General features: G+C 69.0%; 23 protein-coding genes. 15 read left to right on the plus strand and 8 right to left on the minus strand.

From position 1 onward, the window contains the following. Window positions 1–49 precede the first annotated feature (49 nt). The 3 genes from sucC to B043_RS0109210 are packed head-to-tail and all read left to right on the plus strand — an operon-like array spanning window position 50 to window position 3042. Window positions 50–1186: an ADP-forming succinate--CoA ligase subunit beta gene (gene sucC / locus B043_RS0109200; RefSeq protein ID WP_016329019.1), complete on the plus strand. Its 1137-nt coding sequence runs from the start codon at window positions 50–52 to the stop codon at window positions 1184–1186. After that, window positions 1183–2049, plus strand: coding sequence for a succinate--CoA ligase subunit alpha (gene sucD / locus B043_RS0109205; RefSeq protein ID WP_016329018.1), 867 nt, complete (start codon window positions 1183–1185; stop codon window positions 2047–2049). Before sucC ends, sucD begins: the two co-directional genes overlap by 4 nt. 9 nt (window positions 2050–2058) lie before the next feature. Further along, the gene (locus B043_RS0109210) at window positions 2059–3042 is read left to right on the plus strand and encodes a malate dehydrogenase (protein ID WP_016329017.1); all 984 of its coding nucleotides are present in this window, start codon (window positions 2059–2061) and stop codon (window positions 3040–3042) included. A 37-nt stretch (window positions 3043–3079) separates the two neighbouring features. Here the strand turns inward: B043_RS0109210 and B043_RS0109215 are convergent, their stop codons facing one another. Continuing rightward, entirely contained in the window at window positions 3080–3538 is a 459-nt protein-coding gene (locus tag B043_RS0109215; protein ID WP_018461783.1) for a phosphoribosyltransferase, read from the minus strand. Continuing rightward, window positions 3538–4755 (minus strand): aspartate kinase, encoded by a 1218-nt coding sequence (locus tag B043_RS0109220; protein ID WP_016329015.1) that lies wholly within the window; start codon window positions 4753–4755, stop codon window positions 3538–3540. The genes B043_RS0109215 and B043_RS0109220 overlap by 1 nt, the downstream gene beginning before the upstream one ends. Before the next feature lie 93 nt (window positions 4756–4848). Between B043_RS0109220 and B043_RS0109225 the strand changes: the two genes are divergently transcribed. Continuing rightward, window positions 4849–5976 (plus strand): methyltransferase, encoded by a 1128-nt coding sequence (locus tag B043_RS0109225; RefSeq protein ID WP_425425188.1) that lies wholly within the window; start codon window positions 4849–4851, stop codon window positions 5974–5976. Beyond that, on the plus strand, window positions 5973–7277 hold the full coding sequence (gene rpoD, locus B043_RS0109230; RefSeq protein WP_016329013.1) for an RNA polymerase sigma factor RpoD: 1305 nt from the start codon (window positions 5973–5975) through the stop codon (window positions 7275–7277). The genes B043_RS0109225 and rpoD overlap by 4 nt, the downstream gene beginning before the upstream one ends. On the opposite strand, the gene B043_RS0109235 is transcribed toward rpoD, so the two are convergent. Both B043_RS0109235 and B043_RS0109240 read right to left on the minus strand, forming a co-directional pair. Next, on the minus strand, window positions 7274–7780 hold the full coding sequence (locus B043_RS0109235) for a 2'-5' RNA ligase family protein (protein WP_016329012.1): 507 nt from the start codon (window positions 7778–7780) through the stop codon (window positions 7274–7276). The two genes, rpoD and B043_RS0109235, sit on opposite strands and share 4 nt — an antisense overlap. 25 nt (window positions 7781–7805) lie before the next feature. After that, window positions 7806–9173 (minus strand): amidohydrolase, encoded by a 1368-nt coding sequence (locus B043_RS0109240; RefSeq protein ID WP_016329011.1) that lies wholly within the window; start codon window positions 9171–9173, stop codon window positions 7806–7808. A gap of 68 nt (window positions 9174–9241) precedes the next feature. Between B043_RS0109240 and B043_RS0109245 the strand changes: the two genes are divergently transcribed. From B043_RS0109245 to B043_RS0109290, 10 genes are all read left to right on the plus strand, one after another. Beyond that, entirely contained in the window at window positions 9242–10357 is a 1116-nt protein-coding gene (locus tag B043_RS0109245; RefSeq protein WP_018461785.1) for a hypothetical protein, read from the plus strand. 83 nt (window positions 10358–10440) lie between these two features. Next, a complete protein-coding gene (locus tag B043_RS0109250) occupies window positions 10441–10929 on the plus strand; it encodes an NUDIX hydrolase (RefSeq protein WP_016329009.1) in 489 nt (162 codons plus the stop codon). Beyond that, entirely contained in the window at window positions 10907–11791 is an 885-nt protein-coding gene (ribF, locus tag B043_RS0109255; RefSeq protein ID WP_016329008.1) for a riboflavin biosynthesis protein RibF, read from the plus strand. Before B043_RS0109250 ends, ribF begins: the two co-directional genes overlap by 23 nt. Window positions 11792–11830: 39 nt before the next feature. Beyond that, window positions 11831–12793, plus strand: a complete 963-nt coding sequence (locus B043_RS13360) for a sensor histidine kinase (RefSeq protein ID WP_018461787.1) — start codon at window positions 11831–11833, stop codon at window positions 12791–12793. Further along, window positions 12790–13386, plus strand: coding sequence for a response regulator (locus B043_RS0109265; protein ID WP_016329006.1), 597 nt, complete (start codon window positions 12790–12792; stop codon window positions 13384–13386). The genes B043_RS13360 and B043_RS0109265 overlap by 4 nt, the downstream gene beginning before the upstream one ends. A 98-nt stretch (window positions 13387–13484) precedes the next feature. Further along, on the plus strand, window positions 13485–14006 hold the full coding sequence (locus B043_RS0109270) for a TorD/DmsD family molecular chaperone (RefSeq protein ID WP_016329005.1): 522 nt from the start codon (window positions 13485–13487) through the stop codon (window positions 14004–14006). Further along, window positions 13984–16281: a molybdopterin-dependent oxidoreductase gene (locus B043_RS0109275; protein WP_018461788.1), complete on the plus strand. Its 2298-nt coding sequence runs from the start codon at window positions 13984–13986 to the stop codon at window positions 16279–16281. The genes B043_RS0109270 and B043_RS0109275 overlap by 23 nt, the downstream gene beginning before the upstream one ends. After that, entirely contained in the window at window positions 16281–16868 is a 588-nt protein-coding gene (locus B043_RS0109280; protein WP_016329003.1) for a 4Fe-4S dicluster domain-containing protein, read from the plus strand. Before B043_RS0109275 ends, B043_RS0109280 begins: the two co-directional genes overlap by 1 nt. Beyond that, complete coding sequence (locus B043_RS0109285; protein ID WP_018461789.1) at window positions 16861–17619, plus strand: polysulfide reductase NrfD family protein; 759 nt, start codon at window positions 16861–16863, stop codon at window positions 17617–17619. The genes B043_RS0109280 and B043_RS0109285 overlap by 8 nt, the downstream gene beginning before the upstream one ends. Window positions 17620–17654: 35 nt before the next feature. Then, window positions 17655–18095: a rhodanese-like domain-containing protein gene (locus B043_RS0109290; RefSeq protein ID WP_018461790.1), complete on the plus strand. Its 441-nt coding sequence runs from the start codon at window positions 17655–17657 to the stop codon at window positions 18093–18095. A 46-nt stretch (window positions 18096–18141) separates the two neighbouring features. Here the strand turns inward: B043_RS0109290 and gcvPB are convergent, their stop codons facing one another. The 4 genes from gcvPB to gcvT form a co-directional block, all read right to left on the minus strand. After that, window positions 18142–19572 carry an aminomethyl-transferring glycine dehydrogenase subunit GcvPB gene (gene gcvPB / locus B043_RS0109295; RefSeq protein ID WP_016329000.1) on the minus strand — a complete coding sequence of 477 codons (1431 nt, stop codon included), beginning with the start codon at window positions 19570–19572 and terminating at the stop codon, window positions 18142–18144. Continuing rightward, window positions 19569–20885, minus strand: coding sequence for an aminomethyl-transferring glycine dehydrogenase subunit GcvPA (gene gcvPA, locus B043_RS0109300; RefSeq protein WP_018461791.1), 1317 nt, complete (start codon window positions 20883–20885; stop codon window positions 19569–19571). Before gcvPA ends, gcvPB begins: the two co-directional genes overlap by 4 nt. 101 nt (window positions 20886–20986) lie before the next feature. Beyond that, window positions 20987–21373 (minus strand): glycine cleavage system protein GcvH, encoded by a 387-nt coding sequence (gene gcvH / locus B043_RS0109310; RefSeq protein WP_016328998.1) that lies wholly within the window; start codon window positions 21371–21373, stop codon window positions 20987–20989. Window positions 21374–21391: 18 nt separating this feature from the next. After that, window positions 21392–22441 (minus strand): glycine cleavage system aminomethyltransferase GcvT, encoded by a 1050-nt coding sequence (gene gcvT / locus B043_RS0109315; RefSeq protein WP_018461793.1) that lies wholly within the window; start codon window positions 22439–22441, stop codon window positions 21392–21394. Between the last annotated feature and the right edge of the window lie 33 nt (window positions 22442–22474).

The following is a 22474-nucleotide window of genomic DNA, read 5'->3' on the forward strand; positions in this document are numbered from 1 at the left end:
CAAGAACCCCGGTATAATACGGGCGGCCGCGAGGCCAAGGAGGTGGCCGTTGAACCTGCACGAGTATCAGGCCAAGGAGATCCTAGCCCGCTACGGCATCCCCGTGCCCCCGGGTAAGGTGGCCTACACCCCCGAGGAGGCCAAGAGGATCGCGGAGGAGCTGGGCAAACGGGTGGTCATCAAGGCCCAGGTCCACACGGGGGGGAGAGGAAAGGCGGGAGGGGTCAAGCTGGCGGACACCCCCAGCGAGGCCTACGAGAAGGCCCAGGCCATCCTGGGGATGAACATCAAGGGCTTCACCGTGAAGAAGGTCCTGGTGGCCGAGGCGGTGGACATCGCCAAGGAGTACTACGCCGGCCTCATCCTGGACCGAGCGCAAAAGCGGGTGGTCCTGATGCTCTCCAAGGAGGGCGGGGTGGACATCGAGGAGGTGGCCGCGGCGCGCCCCGAGGCCATCCACAAGTTCTGGATTGACCCCCACAAGGGCTTCCGCCCCTTTGAGGCCCGGGAGATGGTGCGGAAGGCGGGCCTCGAGGGCAACCTCAACAAGCTGGCCCAGGTCCTGGTGAACCTCTACCGGGCCTACGAGGGGGTGGACGCCTCCATCGCCGAGATCAACCCCCTGGTGGTGACCGCCGAGGGCCAGGTGGTGGCCGCGGACGCCAAGATCGTCCTGGACGACAACGCCCTCTTCCGCCACCCGGACCTCGCGGAGCTAAGGGAGGTGGAGGCGGAGCACCCCCTGGAGGTGGAGGCCAGCAACTACGGCTTCGCCTACGTGAAGCTCTCCGGCAACATCGGCATCATCGGGAACGGGGCGGGGCTGGTCATGTACACCCTGGACCTGGTGAACCGGGTGGGGGGCAGGCCCGCCAACTTCCTGGACATCGGGGGCGGGGCCAAGGCGGACGTGGTCTACAACGCCCTCAAGGTGGTCCTCAAGGACCCCGACGTGAAGGGGGTCTTCATCAACATCTTCGGCGGCATCACCCGGGCGGACGAGGTGGCCAAGGGGGTCATCCGCGCCCTGGAGGAGGGCCTTCTCACCAAGCCCGTGGTCATGCGGGTGGCGGGCACCGCGGAGGAGGAGGCCAAGAAGCTCCTGGAAGGCAAGCCCGTGTACATGTACCCCACATCGGTTGAGGCGGCCAAGGCCATCGTGGCCATGGTGGGAGGTGCGGCGTGATCCTGGTGAACCGCGAAACCCGCGTCCTGGTCCAGGGCATCACCGGCCGGGAGGGGCAGTTCCACACCCAGCAGATGCTGGCCTACGGCACCCAGGTGGTGGCCGGGGTCACCCCGGGCAAGGGGGGCACGGAGGTCCTGGGCCTCCCCGTCTACGACACGGTGAAGGAGGCGGTGGCCCACCACAAGGTGGACGCCTCCATCATCTTCGTCCCCGCCCCCGCCGCCGCGGACGCGGCCCTGGAGGCGGCCCACGCGGGGGTGCCCCTCATCGTCCTCATCACCGAGGGCATCCCCACCCTGGACATGGTGCGGGCGGTGGAGGAGATCAAGGCCCTGGGGTCCCGGCTCATCGGGGGGAACTGCCCGGGGATCATCAGCGCCGAGGAGACCAAGATCGGCATCATGCCGGGCCACGTGTTCAAGCGGGGCCGGGTGGGCCTCATCAGCCGCTCGGGCACCCTCACCTACGAGGCGGCGGCGGCCCTCTCCGCCGCAGGGATCGGCACCACCACCACCGTGGGCATCGGGGGCGACCCGGTCATCGGCACCACCTTTAAAGACCTCCTTCCCCTCTTCAACGAGGACCCGGAGACGGAGGCCGTGGTCCTCATCGGGGAGATCGGGGGCTCGGACGAGGAGGAGGCCGCGGCCTGGGTGAAGGCCCACATGAAGAAGCCGGTGGTGGGCTTCATCGGCGGCCGCTCCGCCCCTAAAGGCAAGCGGATGGGCCACGCGGGGGCCATCATCATGGGGAACGTGGGGACCCCGGAGTCCAAGCTAAGGGCCTTCGCCGAGGCGGGGATCCCCGTGGCGGACACCATTGACGAGATCGTGGAGCTCGTCAAGAAGGCCCTGGGCTAAGGAGGAACCATGAAAGCGCCCGTACGCGTAGCGGTGACCGGTGCCGCAGGACAGATCGGCTACAGCCTCCTCTTCCGCATCGCCGCGGGGGAGATGCTGGGCAAGGACCAGCCCATCGTCCTCCAGCTTCTGGAAATCCCCCAGGCCATGAAGGCCCTGGAAGGGGTCATCATGGAGCTGGAGGACTGCGCCTTCCCCCTCCTCGCGGGGATAGAGGCCAGCGACGACCCCAAGGTGGCCTTTAGGGATGCGGACTACGCCCTTTTGGTGGGGGCCGCCCCCAGGAAGGCGGGGATGGAACGGCGGGACCTCCTGGAGATGAACGGCCGCATCTTCACCGAGCAGGGCCGGGCCCTGGCGGAGGTGGCCAAGCGGGAGGTGAAGGTGCTGGTGGTGGGCAACCCCGCCAACACCAACGCCCTAATCGCCTACAAGAACGCGGAAGGGCTGGACCCCCGGAACTTCACCGCCATGACCCGGCTGGACCACAACCGGGCCAAGGCCCAACTCTCCAAGAAGACCGGGGTCCCGGTGGACCGCATCCGGAAGCTTGCGGTCTGGGGGAACCACTCCTCCACCATGTTCCCCGACCTCTTCCACGCGGAGGTGGACGGGAGGCCCGCCTTAGAGCTCGTGGACATGGAGTGGTACGAGAAGGTCTTCATCCCCACCGTGGCCCAGCGGGGGGCGGCCATCATCCAGGCCCGGGGGGCCTCCAGCGCGGCCAGCGCCGCCAACGCCGCCATCGAGCACATCCGGGACTGGGCCCTGGGGACCCCGGAGGGGGACTTCGTCTCCATGGCCGTGCCCTCGAGGGGGGAGTACGGCATCCCCGAGGACATCGTCTACTCCTTCCCCGTCACCGCCAAGGACGGGGTGTATACGGTGGTGGAGGGCCTGGAGATCACCCCCTTCGCCCGGGAAAGGATGGAGATCACCGCCCGGGAGCTTCTGGACGAGATGGAGCAGGTGAAGGCCCTGGGCCTCATCTAAAGCACCCCCACCGCGGCCTAGGCCGCGGTGGGGATCCCTAAGGCCAGGCCTCGAGGGCCCAGGGGTAGACCACCCAGGCCCCTGTCTCCTCCGCGTAGAAGTCCGGGCGGTCAGGAACCCGGTTCCTTTCCGGCTTGAAGTGCAGGGTGGCCACCCAGGGTGTCCCCCCCGCCCGGCGGATCCTTTCCTTCACCGCGAAGGCCGTGCGCCCCGAGTCCCAGACGTCGTCCACCACCAAGACCCGCTTTCCGAAAAGGAGGGGGTCCTGGGGGAACTGGAGGAAGACGGGCTCGGGCAGGGGCTCCTCCCCCTCGTAGAACATCACCGCGGCGGTGAGGATGTCCCGCGCCCCCAGGGCCTGGGCCAGGAGGGCGGTGGGGATGAGCCCGCCCCGGGCCACCCCCAGGAGGAGGTCAAAGGGCTGGTCCTGCAGGCGCTCCGCCAGGCGGCGCACCAGAAGGAGGAGGTCCTCCCAGGAAAGGTGGAGCCGCTCCATCAGGCTTTGTCCAGCTCAAAGGCCTGGTGCACGGCCCGGAGCGCCGCCTCCGCGTACTCCGCGGGGATGATCACCGAGATGCGCACCTCGCTGGTGGCGATCATCTCTATGTTGGCCCCGGTGGAGGCCACCGCCTGGAACATCCTGGCGGGCACCCCGGGGGCCGAGGCCAGGCCCACCCCCACGATGGACACCTTGGCGATGTCGGGCCTCAAGATGGCCTCCCCCCCGATCTCGGCAAGCACGGGCTCCAGGGCCTCCAGGGCCTCCTGGGCGAAGTCCTTGTTCACCGTGAAGGCCATCTGCTGCCGGGAAGGGTCATGCCCGGGCACCCCCTGGATGATCATGTCCACGGCGATGCCCTTCTCCGCCAGGGCCTGGAAGACCTTGGCGGCGATGCCCGGCTGGTCGGGGATGCCGATGAGGCCGATCTGGGCGTGGTCCAGGTCCAAAGCCGCCCCCGTCACCACCTTGTCCATTTCCATGTTGACCTCCTTCACTAGGGTTCCCGGGTTGTAGGAGAAGCTGGAGCGCACGTGGAGGACCACCCCGTAGCGCTTGGCGTAGTAGACCGCCCGGGGGTGGAGAACCCTGGCCCCCAGCGCGGCCATCTCCAGCATCTGGTCGTAGCCGATGACCGCAAGCTTCCTGGCCTCGGGGATGAGGTGGGGGTCCGTGGTGTAGACCCCTTCGGTGTCCGTGTAGATCTCGCACTCCTTGGCCCCCAAGGCGGCGGCGATGGCCACCGCGGTGGTGTCCGACCCCCCCCGGCCCAAGGTGGTGATCTCCCCCTCGGGGGTGGTGCCCATGAAGCCGGCGATCACCGCCACGTACCCCTCCTCCAAGGCCTTCTGGATGCGGCTTGGGTCCACGGAAAGGATGCGGGCATCCCCGTAGCGCCCGTCGGTGGTGATGCCGATCTGGTGCTGCACGAAGCCCCGGGCGGGGATGCCCATGGCCCAAAGCTGCATGGAAAGAAGGGCCACGGAGACCTGCTCCCCGGTGGTGGTGAGGAGGTCCAGCTCCCTGAAGGGGGGTCTCGGGTTCACCCGCTTGGCCAGGGCGATGAGCTCGTCGGTGGTGTGCCCCATGGCCGAGACCACCACCGCAAGTTTATGCCCCTTTTCCCGGTAGTGGGCGATGCGCTGGGCCACCTTGTGGATCCTCTCCAGATCCCCCACGGAGGTGCCGCCGTACTTCTGCACAACCAGGGCCACGCTGCCTCCTTTCCGCCCAGAGGGCGGGTTTGAGGATGCATGTTAACACATTTGCCCCACTGGGCCAAAGCCCCCTATCCTAACGGGGTGGCCATGACCCTCGAGGAGTACCACCGCCCGATCCCCCTGCCCGCCCCGGGGGGAAGGACGCTTTTCGTGAAGCCCGGGGCCCGGGGGTGGAAAGACCCCCTCTACGAGCTCGCCTTCCGGCACGTGAAGCCCCACGGAGAGCGCGCCCTTGACCTGAACCCCGGGGTGGGCTGGGCGAGCCTCCCCCTGGAGGGGCGGATGGAGGTGGAACGCCTGGAAACCTCCAAGGCCGCCCTCCGCTGCCTGGAAAAGAGCGGCCTAAGGGCCCGTCCCGCCCCCCCCTGGGCGGCGGAGGAGGGGGCCTTTGACCTGGCGGTCCTGGTCCTCCCCGCGGGCCGGGGGACGGCCTACGTGGAGGTGAGCCTCAGGGCCGCGGCCCGGGCTTTGAAGCCTGGGGGAAGGCTCTACCTGGCCGGGGACAAACGGAAGGGGTTTGAGCGCTACTTCAAGGACGCGCGGGCCCTCCTGGGCTACGGCACGGTGCTGGAGCGGGAGGGCCCCTACCGCATCGCCCTTCTGGAGAAGGAAAACCCCGCCCCTCCCCTTCCCCCCCTTTGGCAGAGCTTCCAGGCGGAGCTCTTGGAGCGCCCCTTCACCTTCCACCACCTTCCCGGCGTGTTCTCCGCGGGGAAGGTGGACCCGGCCTCAAAGCTCCTCCTTTCCGCCCTCCTGGAGGAGCTGGGCCCGGAGGGGGTGCGGGGGAAGACCTTCTTGGATCTGGGGGCGGGGTACGGGGCCCTCACCCTGCCCCTCGCCGCCCTCGGGGGGGTGGGGGTGGGGGTGGAGGACGACCTGGTCTCCGTGCTCTCCCTCAAGCGGAGCCTGGAGGAAAACGGCCTAAAGGCCCAAGCCCTCCACTCGGACGCGGACAGCGACTTGACAGACGAGGCCCGGTTTGACATCATTGTTACGAACCCCCCTTTTCACGTGGGGGGTGCGGTCATCCTAGATGTGGCCCAGGCTTTCGTAAGCGTGGCGGCGGCCCGGCTCCGTCCGGGCGGCAGGTTTTTCCTGGTGGCTAACCCCTTTCTCAAGTACGAACCCCTGTTGGAAGAGGCCTTCGGCGCCTTCAGGACCCTGAAGGTGGCGGCCTACAAGGTGCTCCTTGCGGTCAAGGGAGGTCGGCCTTGAAGAAGGCGAAGAAGAAGACGGTGGAAAAGGAGAAGAAAGGCGGCGAGACCGGCGGGGAGCTGGAGGTCCAGGCCCTGGAGCCGGAAGCGGATAAGGCCCTGGAACCCCCCTTGGGGGAGCTGGAGGACCCCGACCCCGAGCTCCTCATGGACCCCGAGGCCCTCTTGGACCTCGAGGACCCCCTCCTGGAGGAAGGCGAGTTCCTGCCGGAGGAGGCCCTGGAGGAGGAAGAGGAGCTGGCCCTCCCCAAGGTCTCCACCTCCGACCCCGTGCGCCAGTACCTGCACGAGATCGGCCAGGTGCCCCTCCTCACCCTGGAGGAGGAGATCGAGCTGGCAAGGAAGGTGGAGGAGGGCATGGAGGCCATCAAGAAGCTCTCCGAGATCACCGGCCTCCCCGCGGACCTCATCCGGGAGGTGGTGCGGGCCAAGATCCTGGGCACCGCCCGCGTGAGCCAGATCCCCGGCCTTAAGGAGAAGCCCGACGCCAAGACGGTGGAGGAGATAGACCAGAAGCTCAAAAGCCTCCCCAAGGAGTACAAGCGCTACCTGCACATCGCCCGCGAGGGGGAGGCGGCCCGCCAGCACCTCATTGAGGCCAACCTGCGCCTGGTGGTCTCCATCGCCAAGAAGTACACCGGCCGGGGGCTTTCCTTCCTGGATCTTATTCAGGAAGGGAACCAGGGGCTCATCCGGGCGGTGGAGAAGTTTGAGTACAAGCGCCGCTTCAAGTTCTCCACCTACGCCACCTGGTGGATCCGGCAGGCCATCAACCGGGCCATCGCCGACCAGGCCCGCACCATCCGCATCCCGGTGCACATGGTGGAGACCATCAACAAGCTCTCCCGCACCGCCCGCCAGCTCCAGCAGGAGCTGGGCCGGGAGCCCACCTACGAGGAGATCGCCGAGGCCATGGGCCCGGGGTGGGACGCCAAGCGGGTGGAGGAAACCCTGAAGATCGCCCAGGAGCCCGTCTCCCTGGAAACCCCCATCGGGGACGAGAAGGACAGCTTCTACGGCGACTTCATCCCCGACGAGAACCTCCCCTCCCCCTCCGAGGCCGCGGCCCAGAGCCTCCTCTCCGAGGAGCTGGAAAAGGCCCTCTCCAAGCTCTCCGAGCGGGAGGCCATGGTCCTAAAGCTCCGCAAAGGGCTCATCGACGGCCGGGAGCACACCCTGGAGGAGGTGGGGGCCTACTTCGGGGTGACCCGGGAACGGATCCGCCAGATCGAGAACAAGGCCCTGAGGAAGCTCAAGTACCACGAGTCCCGCACCCGCAAGCTCCGGGACTTCCTGGACTAAGCGCCCCGGAAAGGGGCTAAGGGAAAGCGGGCCACCTCCACAAGCTCCTCCCCCTCGCTCCGCACCAGGGCCACCTCCCGCACGGTGAAGGAGCCCATCGGGGGTGGGGGGAGGCTTCGGGCCAGGGCCTCCGCCGCCTCCGGAGGGAGGCCCAGGGCCAGGGTGAGGTGGGGGATGTAGCTTGGCCCCTCAATCTCCTTTAGGGGCGGGGCCAGGGGCTCCAGGGCGTGGTGGAGGCGGCGGAAGGCCTCCCCCCCGTAGGCCCTGAGGTAGACCACCCCTTGGGGCCAGGCCCCCCAGGGGCCAAGGCGCAGGCGGAAAGGGGCGTGGCCCCGGAGGATCCCCTCCAGGGCGATCCTCAAGGCCTCCTCCTCGTAGGGCCAGTCAAAGGGCTGGCGCAGGTTCAGGTGGGGGGGGCCGAAACCCTTCACCCCGTGGGCCGCCTGGAGCTCCTCCATGAAGGCCCTCAGGCGCGCAGGCGGCCAGACCAGCACCCCGTACACGGGGGCAGTATACCTTAAGATTGGTTCAGAAAATCTCCAACCTCCCCCGGTACACCCGGCCCACGGGCTTCCCCCCCTCCCAGAGGGTGAGGTCCGCCCGGGCGCCTGGGAAAAGGCCCTGGTCCGCCCAGCCCGCCGCCCGGGCCGCCCCCAGGGTGTGGGCCTCCAGCACCTCTTCCTCCTCCAGGGCCTCCCTGGGATGGAGGGGGTTTAGGGCGGCCTCCAGGTTCAGGGCGTACTCGGGGGGCGCCACGGGGGCATCGGAGCCGAAGGCCAGGGGGAGGCCCGTGGCCTTGAGGCTCCGGAAGCGGAAGGCCTCCTCCCTAGGGAAGCCCAAGGCCCCGATGAGGGCCCGGTCCTCCAGGAGGTGGAGGGGCTGGAGGGAAAGGGCCAGGGGAAGGCCCTTGAATAGGGGCAAGGCCTCGTCCCGGACGTGCTGGACGTGCTCCATCCGCAGAAGAACCCCCTTCTCCCGGGCCAGGGGGGCCAGGGCCTGGAAGACCTCGAGGACCCCCTCCACCGCCCGGGTGCCGATGGCGTGCACCGCCAGGGTGAAGCCCGCCCTCAGGGCCTCCTCCCCCTCCTCCCGGATGGCCTCCAGGGGGTCCAGGGGCAGGCCGAAGCTCCCGTCCGGGTAGGGGCGGTGCATCCAGGCGGTGCGGCTGCCCAAGGCCCCGTCGGCGAAGAACTTGACCGCCCTCAGGTGCACCTCCCCGTACACCCCCGGCCGCCACCCCCGCCAGGCCCCCCTGGGCAGGGCCCACCAAAGCCTTAGGGGAAGCTCCATCTTTAAGGCCCACTCCAAAGCCTCCGGGGGCTCGTAGCCCAGGGCGTGGAGGGCGGTGTACCCCCGGCGGGCGAGGTCCTCCAGGCCCCGCCTCAAGTCCTCCGGACCGGGCGGGGGGAGGTGGGGGGTGAGGAGGTCCTGGGCCCGCTCCAGGAGGTAGTAGGGCCTCCCCTCGCCGTCCCTTAAAAACCCGCCCCCTTCGGGGGGAGGGGTCCCCGGGGTAAGACCCGCCCGCTCAGCCGCCTTGCGGTTGATCCAGGCGGAGTGGTAATCCCGGCTCCTCAAGAAGACAGGGTGCTCTGGGGCCGCCTGGTCCAGGAGGCCAGGGGGAGGGGGCCTATGAAAAAGAAAGCCCTGCCCCTGAAGCCAGGCCCCAGGGGGGAGGCGGCGCGCGGCCTCGGCCACCCTCCCGGCCACCTTCTCGGGGTCGGTAAGCCCCCCGAGGTCCAGGCCCCTTAAGGCCAGGCCCCAGTAGAGGGGGTGGGTGTGGGCGTCCTGGAGGCCCGGGGTGATGCGCTCAAAGCGAAGCCCCCGCGCCCCCGGCTCCACCCTCAAGAGGCGCTCCCCCTGGAGAAGAAGGCTTCGGCTTCCGTCCGTGAGCCACATGCTCCGGGACATCTTACCCTTGACAGAGGAGCGAGTAGGGGTGTCTGCTAGGGGCGAAGGGGGTGTGTATGAAAAGAACCCTACTGGCCCTCTTGGCGCTCGGTCTGATGGTGGCCTTTTCCAGCGAGGAGGCCATCCAGAAGGAGTGGGAGGGAAGCGCCCACAACAACGGGGTCATGGGGTACAAGACCCTGCGGGAGGCCACGGTGGAGGCCCGCCAGGCCAACGCCGCCCACTGCGCCCGCTGCCACAGCGAGCAGGGCTTTTTGGCCTGGCTAGAGCAGCTCAAGAAGGGGAACCCCGGCAACCTGGTAGGCCCAGACGGCAAGCCCGCCACGGTGGAGTACCTGAGGAGCCTGGGCCTCACCCAGGACCAGGTGAAGCCCGTCACCTGCAAGGCCTGCCACGACGAGGACGGGGACCTGCGCCTGGCCAACGACACCCCCATGCTCCCCTCCGGCTTCAAGGCCACCGCGGTGGGCAACGCCGCCCTTTGCATCGCCTGCCACAACTCGCGCAACGGCCGCGTCACCTGGAACGCGGAGGACCCCGGCCGCTACACCTACCCCCACGCCTCCAGCCAGGGGGATGTCCTCCTGGGCAAGAACGCCTACTTCGTGGACGACACCCGGGAGTGGCCCAACCCCCACGCCTTCTTCACCGGCAACGCCTGCTCCACCTGCCACATGAGCCTGGCCGGAAAGGGGGACTACTCCTCCCACACCTTCAAGACCCCCGAGGGGCTCTGCGCCTCCTGCCACGGGACCAAGTACACCGAGGAGATGGTCCAGGAGAACACCCTCCACCTCCTCTCCCTGGTGCGCACCCAGGTGAACGCCCGGGTGCTGGCGGTGCGGGACCGCATCAAGACCGTGCGGGCCTGGAACCCCGAAAACGGCCAGTTCACCCCCAACGTGGCGGTGAAGGCCCCGGTCTACCGGGTGGACATCCTCTCCATCGCCGGGCAGATCGCCTTCAAGATGACCCTCACGGACGGGAGCGTGCTCTACAGCCAGCTGGGGGATATCCGGGATGAGAAGGGCCAGCCGGTCTTCGCCACCAAGGACCCCGTGGTGCGGGCCGCCTGGAACTACCTCCTCATCGAGAACGACGGCTCTAAGGGCGTGCACAACCCCACCTACACCCGGGCGGTGCTCCTGGCCACCCTCGAGGCCCTGAAGTAGGCCCGGCCGAAGGCCCCCACCGCAAGCCCGCGCTTGCGGTGGGGCTTCCTTTGGGGAGGGGGGTTGGCTTGTAGCATAAAGGGGTGAGCCGCACCTACCTCTACCGGGGCCGGATCCTGAACCTGGCCCTCGAGGGCCGCTACGAGATCGTGGAGCACAAGCCGGCGGTGGCCATCATCGCCCTAAAGGAGGGCCGGATGCTCTTCGTGCGCCAGATGCGCCCCGCGGTGGGGCTAAAGCCCCTGGAGATCCCTGCGGGGCTCATAGAGCCGGGGGAGGACCCCCTGGAGGCCGCAAGAAGGGAGCTTGCCGAGGAGACGGGCCTCACGGGGGACCTCACCCACCTCTTCAGCTTCTTCGTCTCCCCCGGCTTCACCGACGAGAAGACCCACGTCTTCCTGGCGGAAAACCTCCGCCCCATAGAGGCCACCCCCGACGAGGACGAGGCCATAGAGGTGCTCTGGCTGGAGCCGGAAAAGGCGCTGGAGATGCACCGGAAGGGGGAGGCGGAGTTCTCGGCCACGGGGCTCGTGGGGGTGCTTTACCACCATGCTTTTCTCCGAGGTCGCTGACGTTCCCAAAGGCCCCAAGGTGGTGGCCGTGGGCTCCTTTGACGGGGTGCACCTGGGCCACCAGCACCTCCTGCACCGGGCCAAGGAGGAGGCCCAGGCCCGCCACCTGCCCCTTCTGGTCTACACCTTTGACCCCCCCACCAAGGTCTTCACCCGGGGGGAGGGGTTCTTGATGGACCTCGAGGAGAAGGTGGAGGCCTTAAGGGCCCTCGGGGTGGAGATGATCCTCGCCGTGCCCTTCAACGCGGAGTTCGCGAGGCGAAGCGCCGAGGCCTTCCTGGAGGACCTCAGGGCCTTGGGGGCGGAGGCGGTCTACGTGGGGGAGGACTTCCGCTTCGGTAAAGGGCGCGCAGGAACCCCCGAGGCCCTAAAGCAGGTGGCCCCGGTGCGCGTCGTGCCCCTTCTGGAGCTTGGGGGCGAGGCGGTGAAGTCCAGCCGCATCCGGGCCCTCCTCCAGGAGGGCCGGGTGGAGGAGGCCCGCCACCTCCTGGGCCGCCCCTACAGCGCCTACGGGGTGGTGGTGGAGGGGGACCGGCTGGGGCAGAAGCTCGGCTTCCCCACCGCCAACCTGGCCGTCCACCCCCTAAAGGTCCTCCCCCCCGGGGTCTACGCGGTGGAGGCCGAGGGGCCCTTCGGCCGGCGGAAAGGGGTGGCCAACGTGGGCACCCGGCCCACGCTGGAGGGGAAGGAAAGGCGCCTGGAGGTCCACCTCCTGGGCTTCATGGGGGCGCTTTACGGGGCAGAACTCAAGGTGGTCTTCCTCAAGCGGCTTAGGGAAGAGCGGCGCTTTGAGAGCCTGGAAGCCCTAAAGGAGCAGATCGCCAAGGACATCCAGGCCGCCCGGGCCTTCTTTGGGCTTTAGAGGACACCTGCCCCTACCCCGCCCCGGTAAGGTAAAGGGGTGGACTGCACGCCCCTGGCCCAGGCCCTCCTTCGGGCCCGCACCCGGCAGGAAAGCCTGCGCCTGGCCCTGGAAGCCCTGGAGGCCATGGGGGTCATCCGCTGCGGGGAGGCCTACTGGGTCACGGAGGGGCTCCGGCTGGTCCAGCTCCAGTCCTGCCGGAAGGCCTGCCTCCTGGTGGAGCGCTCCCGCGCCCTGGCGGAGCAGGCCCTGGCCGGGGAAAGGGCGGAGGAAGGGCCTTTGGTGGCCCTTCCCATCCGGGACGAGGGGCGGACCCTGGCGGTCTTGGTGCTGAGCCTGGAGGAGGGGGAGAAGGTGCCCGAAGCCCTTAAGCCCCTCCTCCTCCTGGCCTTGAAGCGCCCCTCCCTGGAGGCCTCTAGCCGCCTCCTCCTGGCCCAGGAGGAGGAGCGGCGCCGGGTGGGGCGGGAGCTCCACGACGGGGTGGGGAGCCTCCTCACCGCCACCCTCCTCACCCTGAAGCTGGCGGAGCGCCACCCCGAGCGGCTCCCCGAGGTGCGGGCCCAGCTGGCCCAGGCCCTGGAGGAGGTGCGCCGCCTCTCCCGCGAGCTCCGCATGCCCCTCCTGGACGAGTTCAGCCTGGAAGAAGCCCTGAGGCGCTACCTGGAGGGGTACCGGCGGCAGGGCCTACAGGTGGAGGCCCGGCTGGCTGTGCCCCCCATGGACAAGGTCAAGGAGGCCGCCTTGTTCCGGGTGGTGCAGGAGGCCCTAACCAACGTGCTGAAGCACGCCGGGGCGAAAAGGGTGCGGGTGGAGCTTCTGGCGGAAGGGGAGCGGCTTTTCGGGGTCATAGAGGACGACGGCAAGGGGTTTGACCCCCACAAGACCCCGCCTTCCGTGGGGCTTTTGGGCATGCAGGAGCGGGTCCAGGCCCTGGGGGGGAGCCTTTTCGTCCATTCCCAGCCGGGGGAGGGCACGCGGGTGGAGTTCGGGGTGCCCCTATGAGGGTGGTGCTGGTGGAGGACCACCACCTGGTGCGGGCGGGCCTCCGCCTCCTCCTGGAGGAGGGGGGGCATAGGGTGGTGGGGGAGTTCGCCCGGGCGGAAGAGGCCCTTAGTACCCCGTGGGAAGCGGACCTGGTGCTTTTGGACCTGAACCTGCCGGGGCAGGGGGGCCTCGAGGCCCTCCCCCTTTTGGCCCAAAGGGCCCCCGTCCTGGTGGTCTCCATGCACGACGAGCCCGCCTACGTGGCCCGGGCCTTCCAGCTCGGGGCCCGGGGCTACCTGCCCAAGCACGCCCTGGACCAGGACCTCCTGGAGGCCCTAGAGCGGCTCAGACAGGGCCTCCGCTACCTCCACCCCAGCCTCACGGAAGCCCTTTTAGAGGGGCAAAGGACCCCCACCCCCGAGGTCCTCTCCCCCCGGGAGCGGGCCCTGGTGGGCCTCCTGGCCCAGGGGTACACCCTCTCGCAGGCGGCGGAGGCCCTGGGCATCTCCCTGAAGACCGCCTCCACCTACAAGCAGCGGGCCATGAACAAGCTGGGGCTCATGGAAACCCCGGAGCTGGTGCGCTGGGCCCGGGAGCAGGGCCTGGCCTAGGGACATTTGCCTTAGGAACCCTTCCGACAACCCTGCCCGAACCTCTCCGTCTTAGGCCTCCCCTCCCCTTCCCTACCCTGGGAACCAGGAGGTGAGGCATGGAGCTCCTAGGCTGGGTGGTGGCCAGCGCCTTCGCCCCTCCAGGCGAGGCCTTCTGGCAAGAGCTGGAGCTCGGGACCCTGGAGGAAGCCCTGGGGGAGCTCCTGGGCCGGAAGGTGGCCCTCCCCCACCCGCCCCTGGAGGAGCTCCAGGCGGCCTACACCCGGCTTTTCGTCAACCACCCCGCGGGGGCCGCCGCCCCCCCTTACACCGCCTACGCCCGGGACGGGGTCCTCTTCGGCCCCTCCTACCAGGCCCTGGTGCGGGCCTTCCAGGAGGGGGGCCTCGAGGTGCAGGAAACCTGGCGCGACCTGCCGGACCACGTGGCGAGCCTCGGCGAGGCCATGGCCCTCCTGGCCCCGAGACGGCCCGACCTGGCCCGCTGGCTCCTCCTGAACTACCTGGAACCCTGGGTGGCCCGCTACCGCCCGGTGGTGGCCCAGGAAGACCCCACGGGCTTTTACAGCGCCCTGATGGGCTTTTTAGAGGAGGCGCTTCATGGAAAGAAGAACCTTTCTTAAGCTCACCGCCTTAAGCGCGGGGGCCCTGGCCCTCACCCAAGGCGGCCCGGCCAAGGCCCGCAAGACCCCCTGGTACGCCCAGGAGGTGCGCACCGTGTACCAGATCTGCGAGGGGTGCTTCTGGCGGTGCGGCATCCGGGCCCACGCGGTGGGGAACCGGGTCTACAAGGTGGAAGGGTACGCGGAAAACCCCAAAAGCCGGGGCCGGCTCTGCCCCCGGGGCCAGGGGGCCCCCCAGACCACCTACGACCCCGACCGGCTCAAGCGCCCCCTCATCCGGCTTGAGGGCACGGAACGGGGGGAGGGCAAGTACCGGGTGGCTACCTGGGAGGAGGCCTTGGACTACGTGGCGGAGAGGATGCTGGCCATCCGGGAGCGGTACGGCCCCGAGGCCATGGCCTTCTTCGGCCACGGCACCGGGGACTTCTGGTTCGTGGACTACCTCCCCGCCGCCTGGGGGAGCCCCAACGCCGCCAAGCCCTCGGTGTCCATCTGCACCGCCCCCCGGGAAGTGGCGGCCCAGTGGATCTTCGGCCGCCCCATCGGGGGTCACGAGCCCGTGGACTGGGAAAACGCCCGCTACATCGTCCTCATCGGGCACCACATCGGGGAGGACACCCACAACACCCAGCTCCAGGACTTCGCCCTGGCCCTGAAGCGGGGGGCCAAGCTGGTGGTGGTGGACCCCCGCTTCTCCACCGCCGCGGCCAAGGCCCACCTGTGGCTGCCCATCAAGCCCGGCACCGACACCGCCCTGCTCCTCGCCTGGATCCACGTCCTCATCTACGAGGACCTCTACGACAAGGACTACGTCGCCCGCTACACGGTGGGGTTTGAGGAGCTGAAGGCCCACGTGAAGGGCTTCACCCCCGAGTGGGCGGAGAAGGAGACGGAGATCCCCGCGGAAACCATCCGCCGGGTGGCCCGGGAGATGGCGGCCCACAGGCCAAGGGCCGTCCTCCCGCCGGGGCGGCACACCGTCTGGTACGGGGACGACACCTACCGGATGATGGCCCTCTACTACGTGAACGTCCTCCTGGGCAACTACGGCCGGCCGGGGGGCTTCTACATCGCCCAAAGCCCCTACCTGGAGAAGTACCCCACCCCGCCCCTCCCTCTGGAGCCCGCGGCGGGAGGGTGCTCGGGGCCGAGCGGCGGGGACCACGAGCCCGAGGGGTTTAGGCCCCGGGCGGACAAGGGCAGGTTCTTCGCCCGCACCACCGCCATCCAGGAGCTCATCGAGCCCATGCTCACCGGCAAGCCCTACCCCATCCGGGGGCTCATCGCCTACGGCATCAACCTCTTCCACTCCATCCCCAACGTGCCCCGCACCAAGGAGGCCCTGAAGGGGCTGGACCTCTACGTGGCCATCGACGTCCTCCCCCAGGAGCACGTGATGTGGGCGGACGTGGTCCTCCCCGAGGCCACCTACCTGGAGCGCTACGACGACCTGGTGGCCGTGGCCCACAAGACCCCCTTCCTCCAGCTAAGGGTGCCGGCCCACGAGCCCCTCTTTGACACCAAGCCGGGGTGGTGGATCGCCCGGGAGCTGGGGCTAAGGCTGGGCCTCGAGGCCTACTTCCCCTGGAAGACCATAGAGGAGTACCTGGACACCCGCCTCCAAAGCATCGGCCTGGACCTGGAGACCATGAAGTCCATGGGCACCCTGGTGCAAAAGGGCAAGCCCTGGCTGGAGGACTGGGAGAAGGAGGGCCGCCTGCCCTTCGGCACCCCCTCGGGGAAGATCGAGCTCTACTGCCAAGCCTTCAAGGCCGCGGGCCACCAGCCCCTTCCGGTCTACACCCCCCCCGAGGAGCCCCCTCCGGGCCACTACCGCCTCCTCTACGGCCGGAGCCCGGTGCACACCTTCGCCCGCACCCAGAACAACTGGGTGCTCATGGAGATGGACCCGGAAAACGAGGTCTGGATCCACCGGGAGGAGGCCCAGAAGCTCGGCCTCAAGAACGGGGACTACGCCTACCTCATCAACCAGGACGGGGTGAAGGAGGGGCCCGTGCGGGTGAAGGCCACAGAAAGGATCCGCAAGGACTGCGTCTACCTGGTGCACGGCTTCGGCCACAAGGCCCCCCTGATGAAGGTGGCCCACGGCCGCGGAGCCTCGGACAACTACCTCCAGACCCGCTACCGCCTGGACCCCATCTCGGGGGGCGCGGGCCTTAGGGTGAACTTCGTCCGGCTGGAAAAGGCGGAAAGGCCCCACCTCCCCGCCCTCTCCTCCCTGGCCCGGCGTCCCTTGGAGGAAAGGAGGATGTGATGCCCCGCTACGCCATGGCCATAGACCTGAGCCTCTGCGTGGGCTGCGCCGCCTGCGCCGTGGCCTGCAAGATGGAAAACGAGGTCCCCCCGGGCGTCCACCGGCTCTGGATCCGGGAGCGGGAGCTGGGGGTCTTTCCGGACCTCACGGTGGAGTTCCGCCCGGAGCAGTGCCTGCACTGCGCCAACCCGCCCTGCGTCCCCGTCTGCCCCACCGGGGCCAGCTACCAGACCAAAGACGGCCTGGTGCTGGTGGACCCCGGGAAGTGCATCGCCTGCGGGGCCTGCGTGGCCGCCTGCCCCTACGACGCCCGCTACCTCCACCCTGGGGGCTATGTGGACAAGTGCACCTTCTGCGCCCATCGCCTGGAGAAAGGGGGCGTGCCCGCCTGCGTGGAGACCTGCCCCACGGGGTGCCGGGCCTTCGGCGACCTGGACGACCCCGAAAGCCCCGTGGCCAAGGCCCTGAAGGAGGCGGGGCGGGTGGACGTGCTCCGGCCGGAGCTCGGCACCCAGCCCAAGCTTTTCTACCTGAACGCCCCCTCCAAGAAGGGGCTCAGCCAGGAACGGGAGGTGCGCCATGACTGAGTTCTACGGCCTGCCCAACGCCGGGGAGTTCTGGCACTGGACCAACGCCCTGCACTTCGTCCTGGTGGGGCTCGCCGGGGGGGTGGCCCTCCTGGCCGCCTACCTCCACCTGAAAAGGCACGAGGAGGCCCGGCGGTACACCCTCTGGGCCCTGGCCCTCATCGCCCTGGACCTCTTCGTCCTCTGGGCGGAAAGCCCCGCCCGCTTCCGCTTCACCCACATCTGGCTCTTCCTCTCCTTCCACCCCCAAAGCCCCATCGGGTGGGGGGCCTGGGGCCTGGCCCTGAGCTTCCTCACGGGGGGCCTCCTCTTCCTGGGTAAGGGGCCGCAAAGGGCGTTGGCCTGGGCCTTCCTCCTCTTCAGCCTGGTGGCCCTGGCCTACCCCGGCATGGCCCTGGCGGTGAACCTGAACCGGCCCCTCTGGAACGCCCTTTTAGCGGGTCTCTTCCCCCTCACGGCCTTGGTCTTGGCCCTGGCCCTGGCCGCCCTTCTGGGAAGCCCCTGGGCCAGGGAGCCCCTGCGCCTCTTCGCGGGGGCAAGCCTGCTCCTCACCGCCCTCTACCCCCTCACCCTGGCCCCGGAGGCTCGAGGCCACCTCTTGGAGGAGGGGGGCTTCCCCTTCCTCCTCTTCCTCCTCCTGGGCCTGGGGGCCTTCCAGGAGCGGCTCGGCCCCTGGATGGGGCTCCTTTCCGCCGCGGGGCTCAGGGCCCTGCTGGTCCTGGTGGGGCAGTGGCAAGGGTTTGGTCTCTAAAGGGGGGAACCCCCCTTTGGGAAAGGAGGAACACCATGAAAGGCATCCGTAAGTTGGCTTGGCTCGGGCTCCTTTTGGCGCTTCCGGTGCTGGCGCAGGCCACCACGACCACCTTCTCCGCCCTCACGGTGCGGGAGGTGGGGAACTTCCTCACCACCCTGCCCACGGACTTCTACGGCCTCCAGCCCGCGGCGGCCAAGCAGATGATGGACACCCTGGAGGTCTTCATCCTGGACGTGCGGGAGCCCAACGAGTTCGCCGGGGGCCGGATCCCCGGGGCGGTGAACATCCCCATCCGCGACCTGCCCAAGCGGGTTGGGGAGCTTCCCAAGGGCAAGCCCATCATCGTCTACTGCGGCATCGGCCACCGCGGGGCCATGGCCCTGGTCTTCCTCCGGGGCCAGGGGTACAACGTGAAGAGCATCCTGGGCGGGTACAAGGCCTGGACGGAGGCTAAGCTGCCCGTGGAGAAGTAGGGAAGGGAGGCTCCGCCGCGGGGGGTGCCCCCCCGCGGCGGAGGGCTTAGAGGCCAGGCTCGTCAAAGAAGGTGAGCTTGGGGAAACGGTTGGCCCTGACCTCGTCCAGCCGGCGCACCGGGGTGGTGTAGGGGGCCCCTTCCAACCACTCCTTGGGCTTCTCCAGAAGGGCCCCTAAGGCCTCGGCGAAGGCCTCGAGGGTCTCCTTGCTCTCCGTCTCCGTGGGCTCCACCATGAGGGCCTCCTTGACGATGAGGGGGAAGTAGACCGTGGGGGGGTGGAAGCCCAGCTCCAAAAGCCCCTTGGCCAGGTCCAAGGCGCGGAAGCCCTGGGGGGGCTGGGCCACGAACTCGTGCATGGTGGGGCCGTCGTAGGGGACGCGGAAGCCCTTTTCCTTGAGGAGCTCCTTGAGGTAAAGGGCGTTCAGGACGGAAAGGGCCGCGGCCTTCTTGAGCCCCTCCAGGCCCAGGGTGCGGATGTAGGCCCAGGCCCGCACCAGGGCCAGGAAGTTCCCGTAGAAGCTCCGCACCCGCCCGATGCTTTTGGGCCGGTGGAAGTCCAGGTAGAACCCCTCCTCGCCCCTTGCCACCAGGGGCACGGGGAGGTAGGGGGCCAGATGGGCCTTCACCCCCACCGGCCCCGAGCCGGGCCCGCCCCCGCCGTGGGGCACGGTGAAGGTCTTGTGCAGGTTCAGGTGGACCACGTCAAAGCCCATGTCCCCGGGCCGGGCCCAGCCCATGATGGCGTTCAGGTTGGCCCCGTCGTAGTAGAGCTGGACCCCGGCCTCCTTGCAGAGCCGGGCGATCTCCAGGATGCGCCGCTCAAAGAGGCCTAGGGTGTTAGGGTTGGTGAGCATGAGGGCGGCCACGTGGGGGCCAAGCTCGCGCTTCAGGGCCTCGAGGTCCACCTCCCCGTCGGGGCCCGAAGGGATCTCCTTCACCTGGTAGCCCGCCATGCTGGCCGTGGCGGGGTTGGAGCCGTGGGCGGAGTCCGGCACCAACACCACCCGGCGGGTCTTCCCCTCCCCCCGGTCCTCGTGGTAGGCGCGGATGATGAGGATCCCCGTGAGCTCCCCGTGGGCCCCCGCGGCGGGCTCCAGGGTGATGGCGTCCATGCCCGTGAGGGCCTTCAGGTCCTCCCCCAGCTCCCACATGAGCTCCAGGGCCCCCTGGACCGTGGCCGGGTCCTGGTAGGGGTGGAGGTCGGCGAAGAGCCGGGCGGCCTCCTCGTGGAGCTTGGGGTTGTACTTCATGGTGCAGGAGCCCAAGGGGTAGAAGGTGGTGTCCACCCCCACCTGGCGGCGGGAGAGGCCCGTGTAGTGGCGGACCAGGGTGAGCTCGTCCACCTCGGGGAGGCGGGGAGGGGCCTCCCTAAGGTGGGCCTCGGGGATGAAGGCCCGGGCCTCGGGCACCTCCTTCACCAGCTTTAGCCCCCGCCTTCCCTTCCGGCTCCGTTCAAAGATGAGCGGGTAGTTCACCGTAGCACCTCCGCTAGCGTCTCCCTAAAGGCCAAGAGGTCCTCCTCCCCGTGAAGCTCCGTGGCCGCGAAGAGGGCAAGGCCCGCCCCGTACTCCGGGGGGACGGGGGTGGCCCCGTGGAAGCCCCGCTCCGCCAGGGCCTTCCGCACCCATAGGGGGTCCTTGGGGAGCCTCAGGGCGAACTCGTTGAAGAAGGGCTCGGGGGTAAAGGGCTCCACCCCGGGGATCTCCAGGAGGAGGGCCCGCAGGCGGTGGGCCTGGGCCACCCCTTTGAGGGCCACCTCCTTCAGGCCCTCGGGGCCCAGGGCGGCCAGGTACATGGCCCCCATGAGGGCGGTGAGCTGGGCGTTGGTGGTGATGTTGCTCTTGGCCTTGGCCCGGCGGATGTACTGCTCCCGGGCCTGGAGGGTGAGGATAAAGCCCCGCCTTCCCTCCGCGTCCACGGTCTCCGAGACCAGCCGACCCGGCACCTGGCGCACGAAGGCCTTCTTGGTGGCCAGGTAGCCGAAGTGGGGCCCCCCGAAGCCCATGGGCAGGCCCAGGCTCTGCCCGTCCCCCACGGCGATGTCCGCCCCGTAGGCCCCGGGGGGCTTGAGGAGGGCCAGGGAGAGGGGGTCGGCCACGGCCACGAAGAGGGCCCCCGCCCGGTGGGCGGCCTCCGCCAGGGGGGCCATCTCCTCCAGGGCCCCCAGGAAGTTGGGGTTCTGGGCCACCACCGCCCCCACCTCCTCCCCCACGGGGAAGACTGGGGTTCTTCCTCCCTCCAGGGGCACGGTCTTGAGCTCGGCCCCCACGGCCTCCAGGTAGGTCCTAAGCACCTGGCGGTACTCGGGGTGGACCCCTTGGGAGACCACCACCCCCATCCGCCCCGTTTCCCTTAAGGCGAGGAGGACCCCTTCCGCGAGGGCGCTCGCCCCGTCGTAGAGGGAGGCGTTGGCCACCTCGAGGCCCGCAAGCTCGGCCATCATGGTCTGGTACTCGAAGGTGGCCTGCAGCACCCCCTGGCTCACCTCGGGCTGGTAGGGGGTGTAGGCGGTGAGGAACTCCCCCCTTTGGGCCAGGGCCTGGACCACGGGGGGCACGTGGTGGCTTCGGATGCCCCCTCCAAGAAAGGCCTTGTGGGCCGGGCGGTTCTTGGCCTGGAGGGCCCTTAAGCGCTCCAGCACGGCCCACTCCGGCTGGGCCTCGGGGAGGGCGATGGGCGGGTTCAGGATCTCCGCGGGCAGGTGGCGGTAGAGGTCCTCCAAGGACCTGGCCCCCACCTTCTCCAGCATGGCCGCGATCTCCTCGGGCGTATGGGGCGTGTAGTCCATGCCTCTATCCTTCAACAAAAACCCCGGGCCATTTGACCCGGGGCCACACCTGGGGGCGGGAGGCTAAGGCCCCCCCTTCCCCCCAGGCCCTCCTCATGGCCTTAAGCCCCGGCCTCCAGGGCCTCCTGGTAGCCGGAGGCGTCCAGGAGTCCGTCCAGGTCCGCCATGTCCCGGGGGCGGAGGCGGAAGATCCAACCCTCCCCGTAGGGGTCCTGGTTGATGAGTTCGGGGCTCTTCTCCAGGGCCAGGTTGACCTCCACCACCTCCCCGGCCACGGGGGCGTAGATGTCGGAGGCGGTCTTCACGCTCTCCACCACGGCCACGGCCTCCCCCGCCTCCACCGTACGGCCCACCTCGGGGAGCTCCACGTAGACCACGTCCCCCAGGGCATCCTGGGCGTAGTCGGTGATGCCCACCAACACCGTATCCCCCTCAGGGAGGGCCCACTCGTGCGTCTTGGTGTAGAACCGGTCCTTAGGTATGTCCATAGCGCCTCCCAACCCCCGCTATTTTAGCGGTACAAAGGGCAAAGGGCTAAGAGAGGCCGGGACTTTCCGGCCCCGCACCTCCACGAAGAAGGGCCCCTCCGCCCCCTCGGCCACGTAGGCCAGGGCGATGCCCTTCTCCAGGAGGGGCGAAAAGCCCCCGCTGGTCACCCGGCCCACCCGCTCCTCCCCGGAGAGGACGGGGTAGCCCTCCCGGGGAATCCCCGTTTCCAGCACGAGCCCGATGAGCCGCTCCCCGCAAGGGGCGTTAAGCATCGCCTCCTTACCCAGGAAGGCCTTCTCCCGCTTCACCACCCAGGCCCAGGGGGTGCAGAGGGGGTTGGTGTCGTCGGTGAGCTCGTGGCCGTAGAGGGGGAAGCCGGCCTCGAGCCTTAGGGTGTCCCGGGCCCCCAGGCCGCAAGGCACCGCCCCCCCTTCCAAAAGGGCCTCAAAGACCGCCTCCGCGTCCTCGGGGGCGAGGAAGAGCTCAAACCCGTCCTCCCCCGTGTACCCCGTGCGGGCGAGGAGGGCCTCCTTCCCCGCCACCTCCGCCCGGAAGACGTCGTTCTTCTTCCGTTGGGAAAGGTCCTGGTCCGTGAGGGCCTGGAGGACCTTCTCGGCCTTCGGCCCCTGGAGGGCGAGGAGGGCGGTGGCCTCGGAGCGGTCCAAAAGCTCCACCCGGAAGCCCTGGGCCAGGGCCTTTAGGTGGGCCCAGTCCTTGGCGATGTTGGCCGCGTTCACCACCATGAGGTACTCCCCTTCCCCCAGGCGGTAGAGGTAGATGTCGTCCACCACGCCCCCCTTTTCGTTCGGGAGCATGGAGTACTGGGCCCGGCCCACCCGAAGCCGCCCCACATCGTTCACCGTGACCCACTGGAGGAAGGCAAGGGCCTCCTCCCCCCGGATGAAAAACTCCCCCATGTGGCTCACGTCAAAGACCCCCGCCCCCCGGCGCACCGCCAGGTGCTCCTCCTTGATGGAGGTGTACTGGAGCGGCAGGGCGTAGCCCGCGAACTCCACCATCCGCCCGCCGCGGCGGAGGTGGGCCTGGTAAAGAGGGGTTTCTTTCATACCAGGGCCATCCTACCCTAAGCCGCCGGGGCG

The organism is Thermus oshimai DSM 12092, assembly GCF_000373145.1.
GTDB lineage: Bacteria > Deinococcota > Deinococci > Deinococcales > Thermaceae > Thermus > Thermus oshimai.

Excerpts from the sequence above, each read along its gene's own strand:
- B043_RS0109210 (WP_016329017.1), top strand. The coding sequence starts at position 2,059 with ATGAAAGCGCCCGTACGCGTAGCGGTGACCGGTGCCGCAGGACAGATC.
- B043_RS0109215 (WP_018461783.1), bottom strand. The coding sequence starts at position 3,538 with ATGGAGCGGCTCCACCTTTCCTGGGAGGACCTCCTCCTTCTGGTGCGC.
- B043_RS0109225 (WP_425425188.1), top strand. The coding sequence starts at position 4,849 with ATGACCCTCGAGGAGTACCACCGCCCGATCCCCCTGCCCGCCCCGGGG.
- B043_RS0109240 (WP_016329011.1), bottom strand. The coding sequence starts at position 9,173 with ATGTGGCTCACGGACGGAAGCCGAAGCCTTCTTCTCCAGGGGGAGCGC.
- B043_RS0109245 (WP_018461785.1), top strand. The coding sequence starts at position 9,242 with ATGAAAAGAACCCTACTGGCCCTCTTGGCGCTCGGTCTGATGGTGGCC.
- ribF (WP_016329008.1), top strand. The coding sequence starts at position 10,907 with ATGCTTTTCTCCGAGGTCGCTGACGTTCCCAAAGGCCCCAAGGTGGTG.
- B043_RS0109265 (WP_016329006.1), top strand. The coding sequence starts at position 12,790 with ATGAGGGTGGTGCTGGTGGAGGACCACCACCTGGTGCGGGCGGGCCTC.
- B043_RS0109270 (WP_016329005.1), top strand. The coding sequence starts at position 13,485 with ATGGAGCTCCTAGGCTGGGTGGTGGCCAGCGCCTTCGCCCCTCCAGGC.
- B043_RS0109275 (WP_018461788.1), top strand. The coding sequence starts at position 13,984 with ATGGAAAGAAGAACCTTTCTTAAGCTCACCGCCTTAAGCGCGGGGGCC.
- B043_RS0109280 (WP_016329003.1), top strand. The coding sequence starts at position 16,281 with ATGCCCCGCTACGCCATGGCCATAGACCTGAGCCTCTGCGTGGGCTGC.
- B043_RS0109285 (WP_018461789.1), top strand. The coding sequence starts at position 16,861 with ATGACTGAGTTCTACGGCCTGCCCAACGCCGGGGAGTTCTGGCACTGG.
- B043_RS0109290 (WP_018461790.1), top strand. The coding sequence starts at position 17,655 with ATGAAAGGCATCCGTAAGTTGGCTTGGCTCGGGCTCCTTTTGGCGCTT.
- gcvPA (WP_018461791.1), bottom strand. The coding sequence starts at position 20,885 with ATGGACTACACGCCCCATACGCCCGAGGAGATCGCGGCCATGCTGGAG.
- gcvH (WP_016328998.1), bottom strand. The coding sequence starts at position 21,373 with ATGGACATACCTAAGGACCGGTTCTACACCAAGACGCACGAGTGGGCC.
- gcvT (WP_018461793.1), bottom strand. The coding sequence starts at position 22,441 with ATGAAAGAAACCCCTCTTTACCAGGCCCACCTCCGCCGCGGCGGGCGG.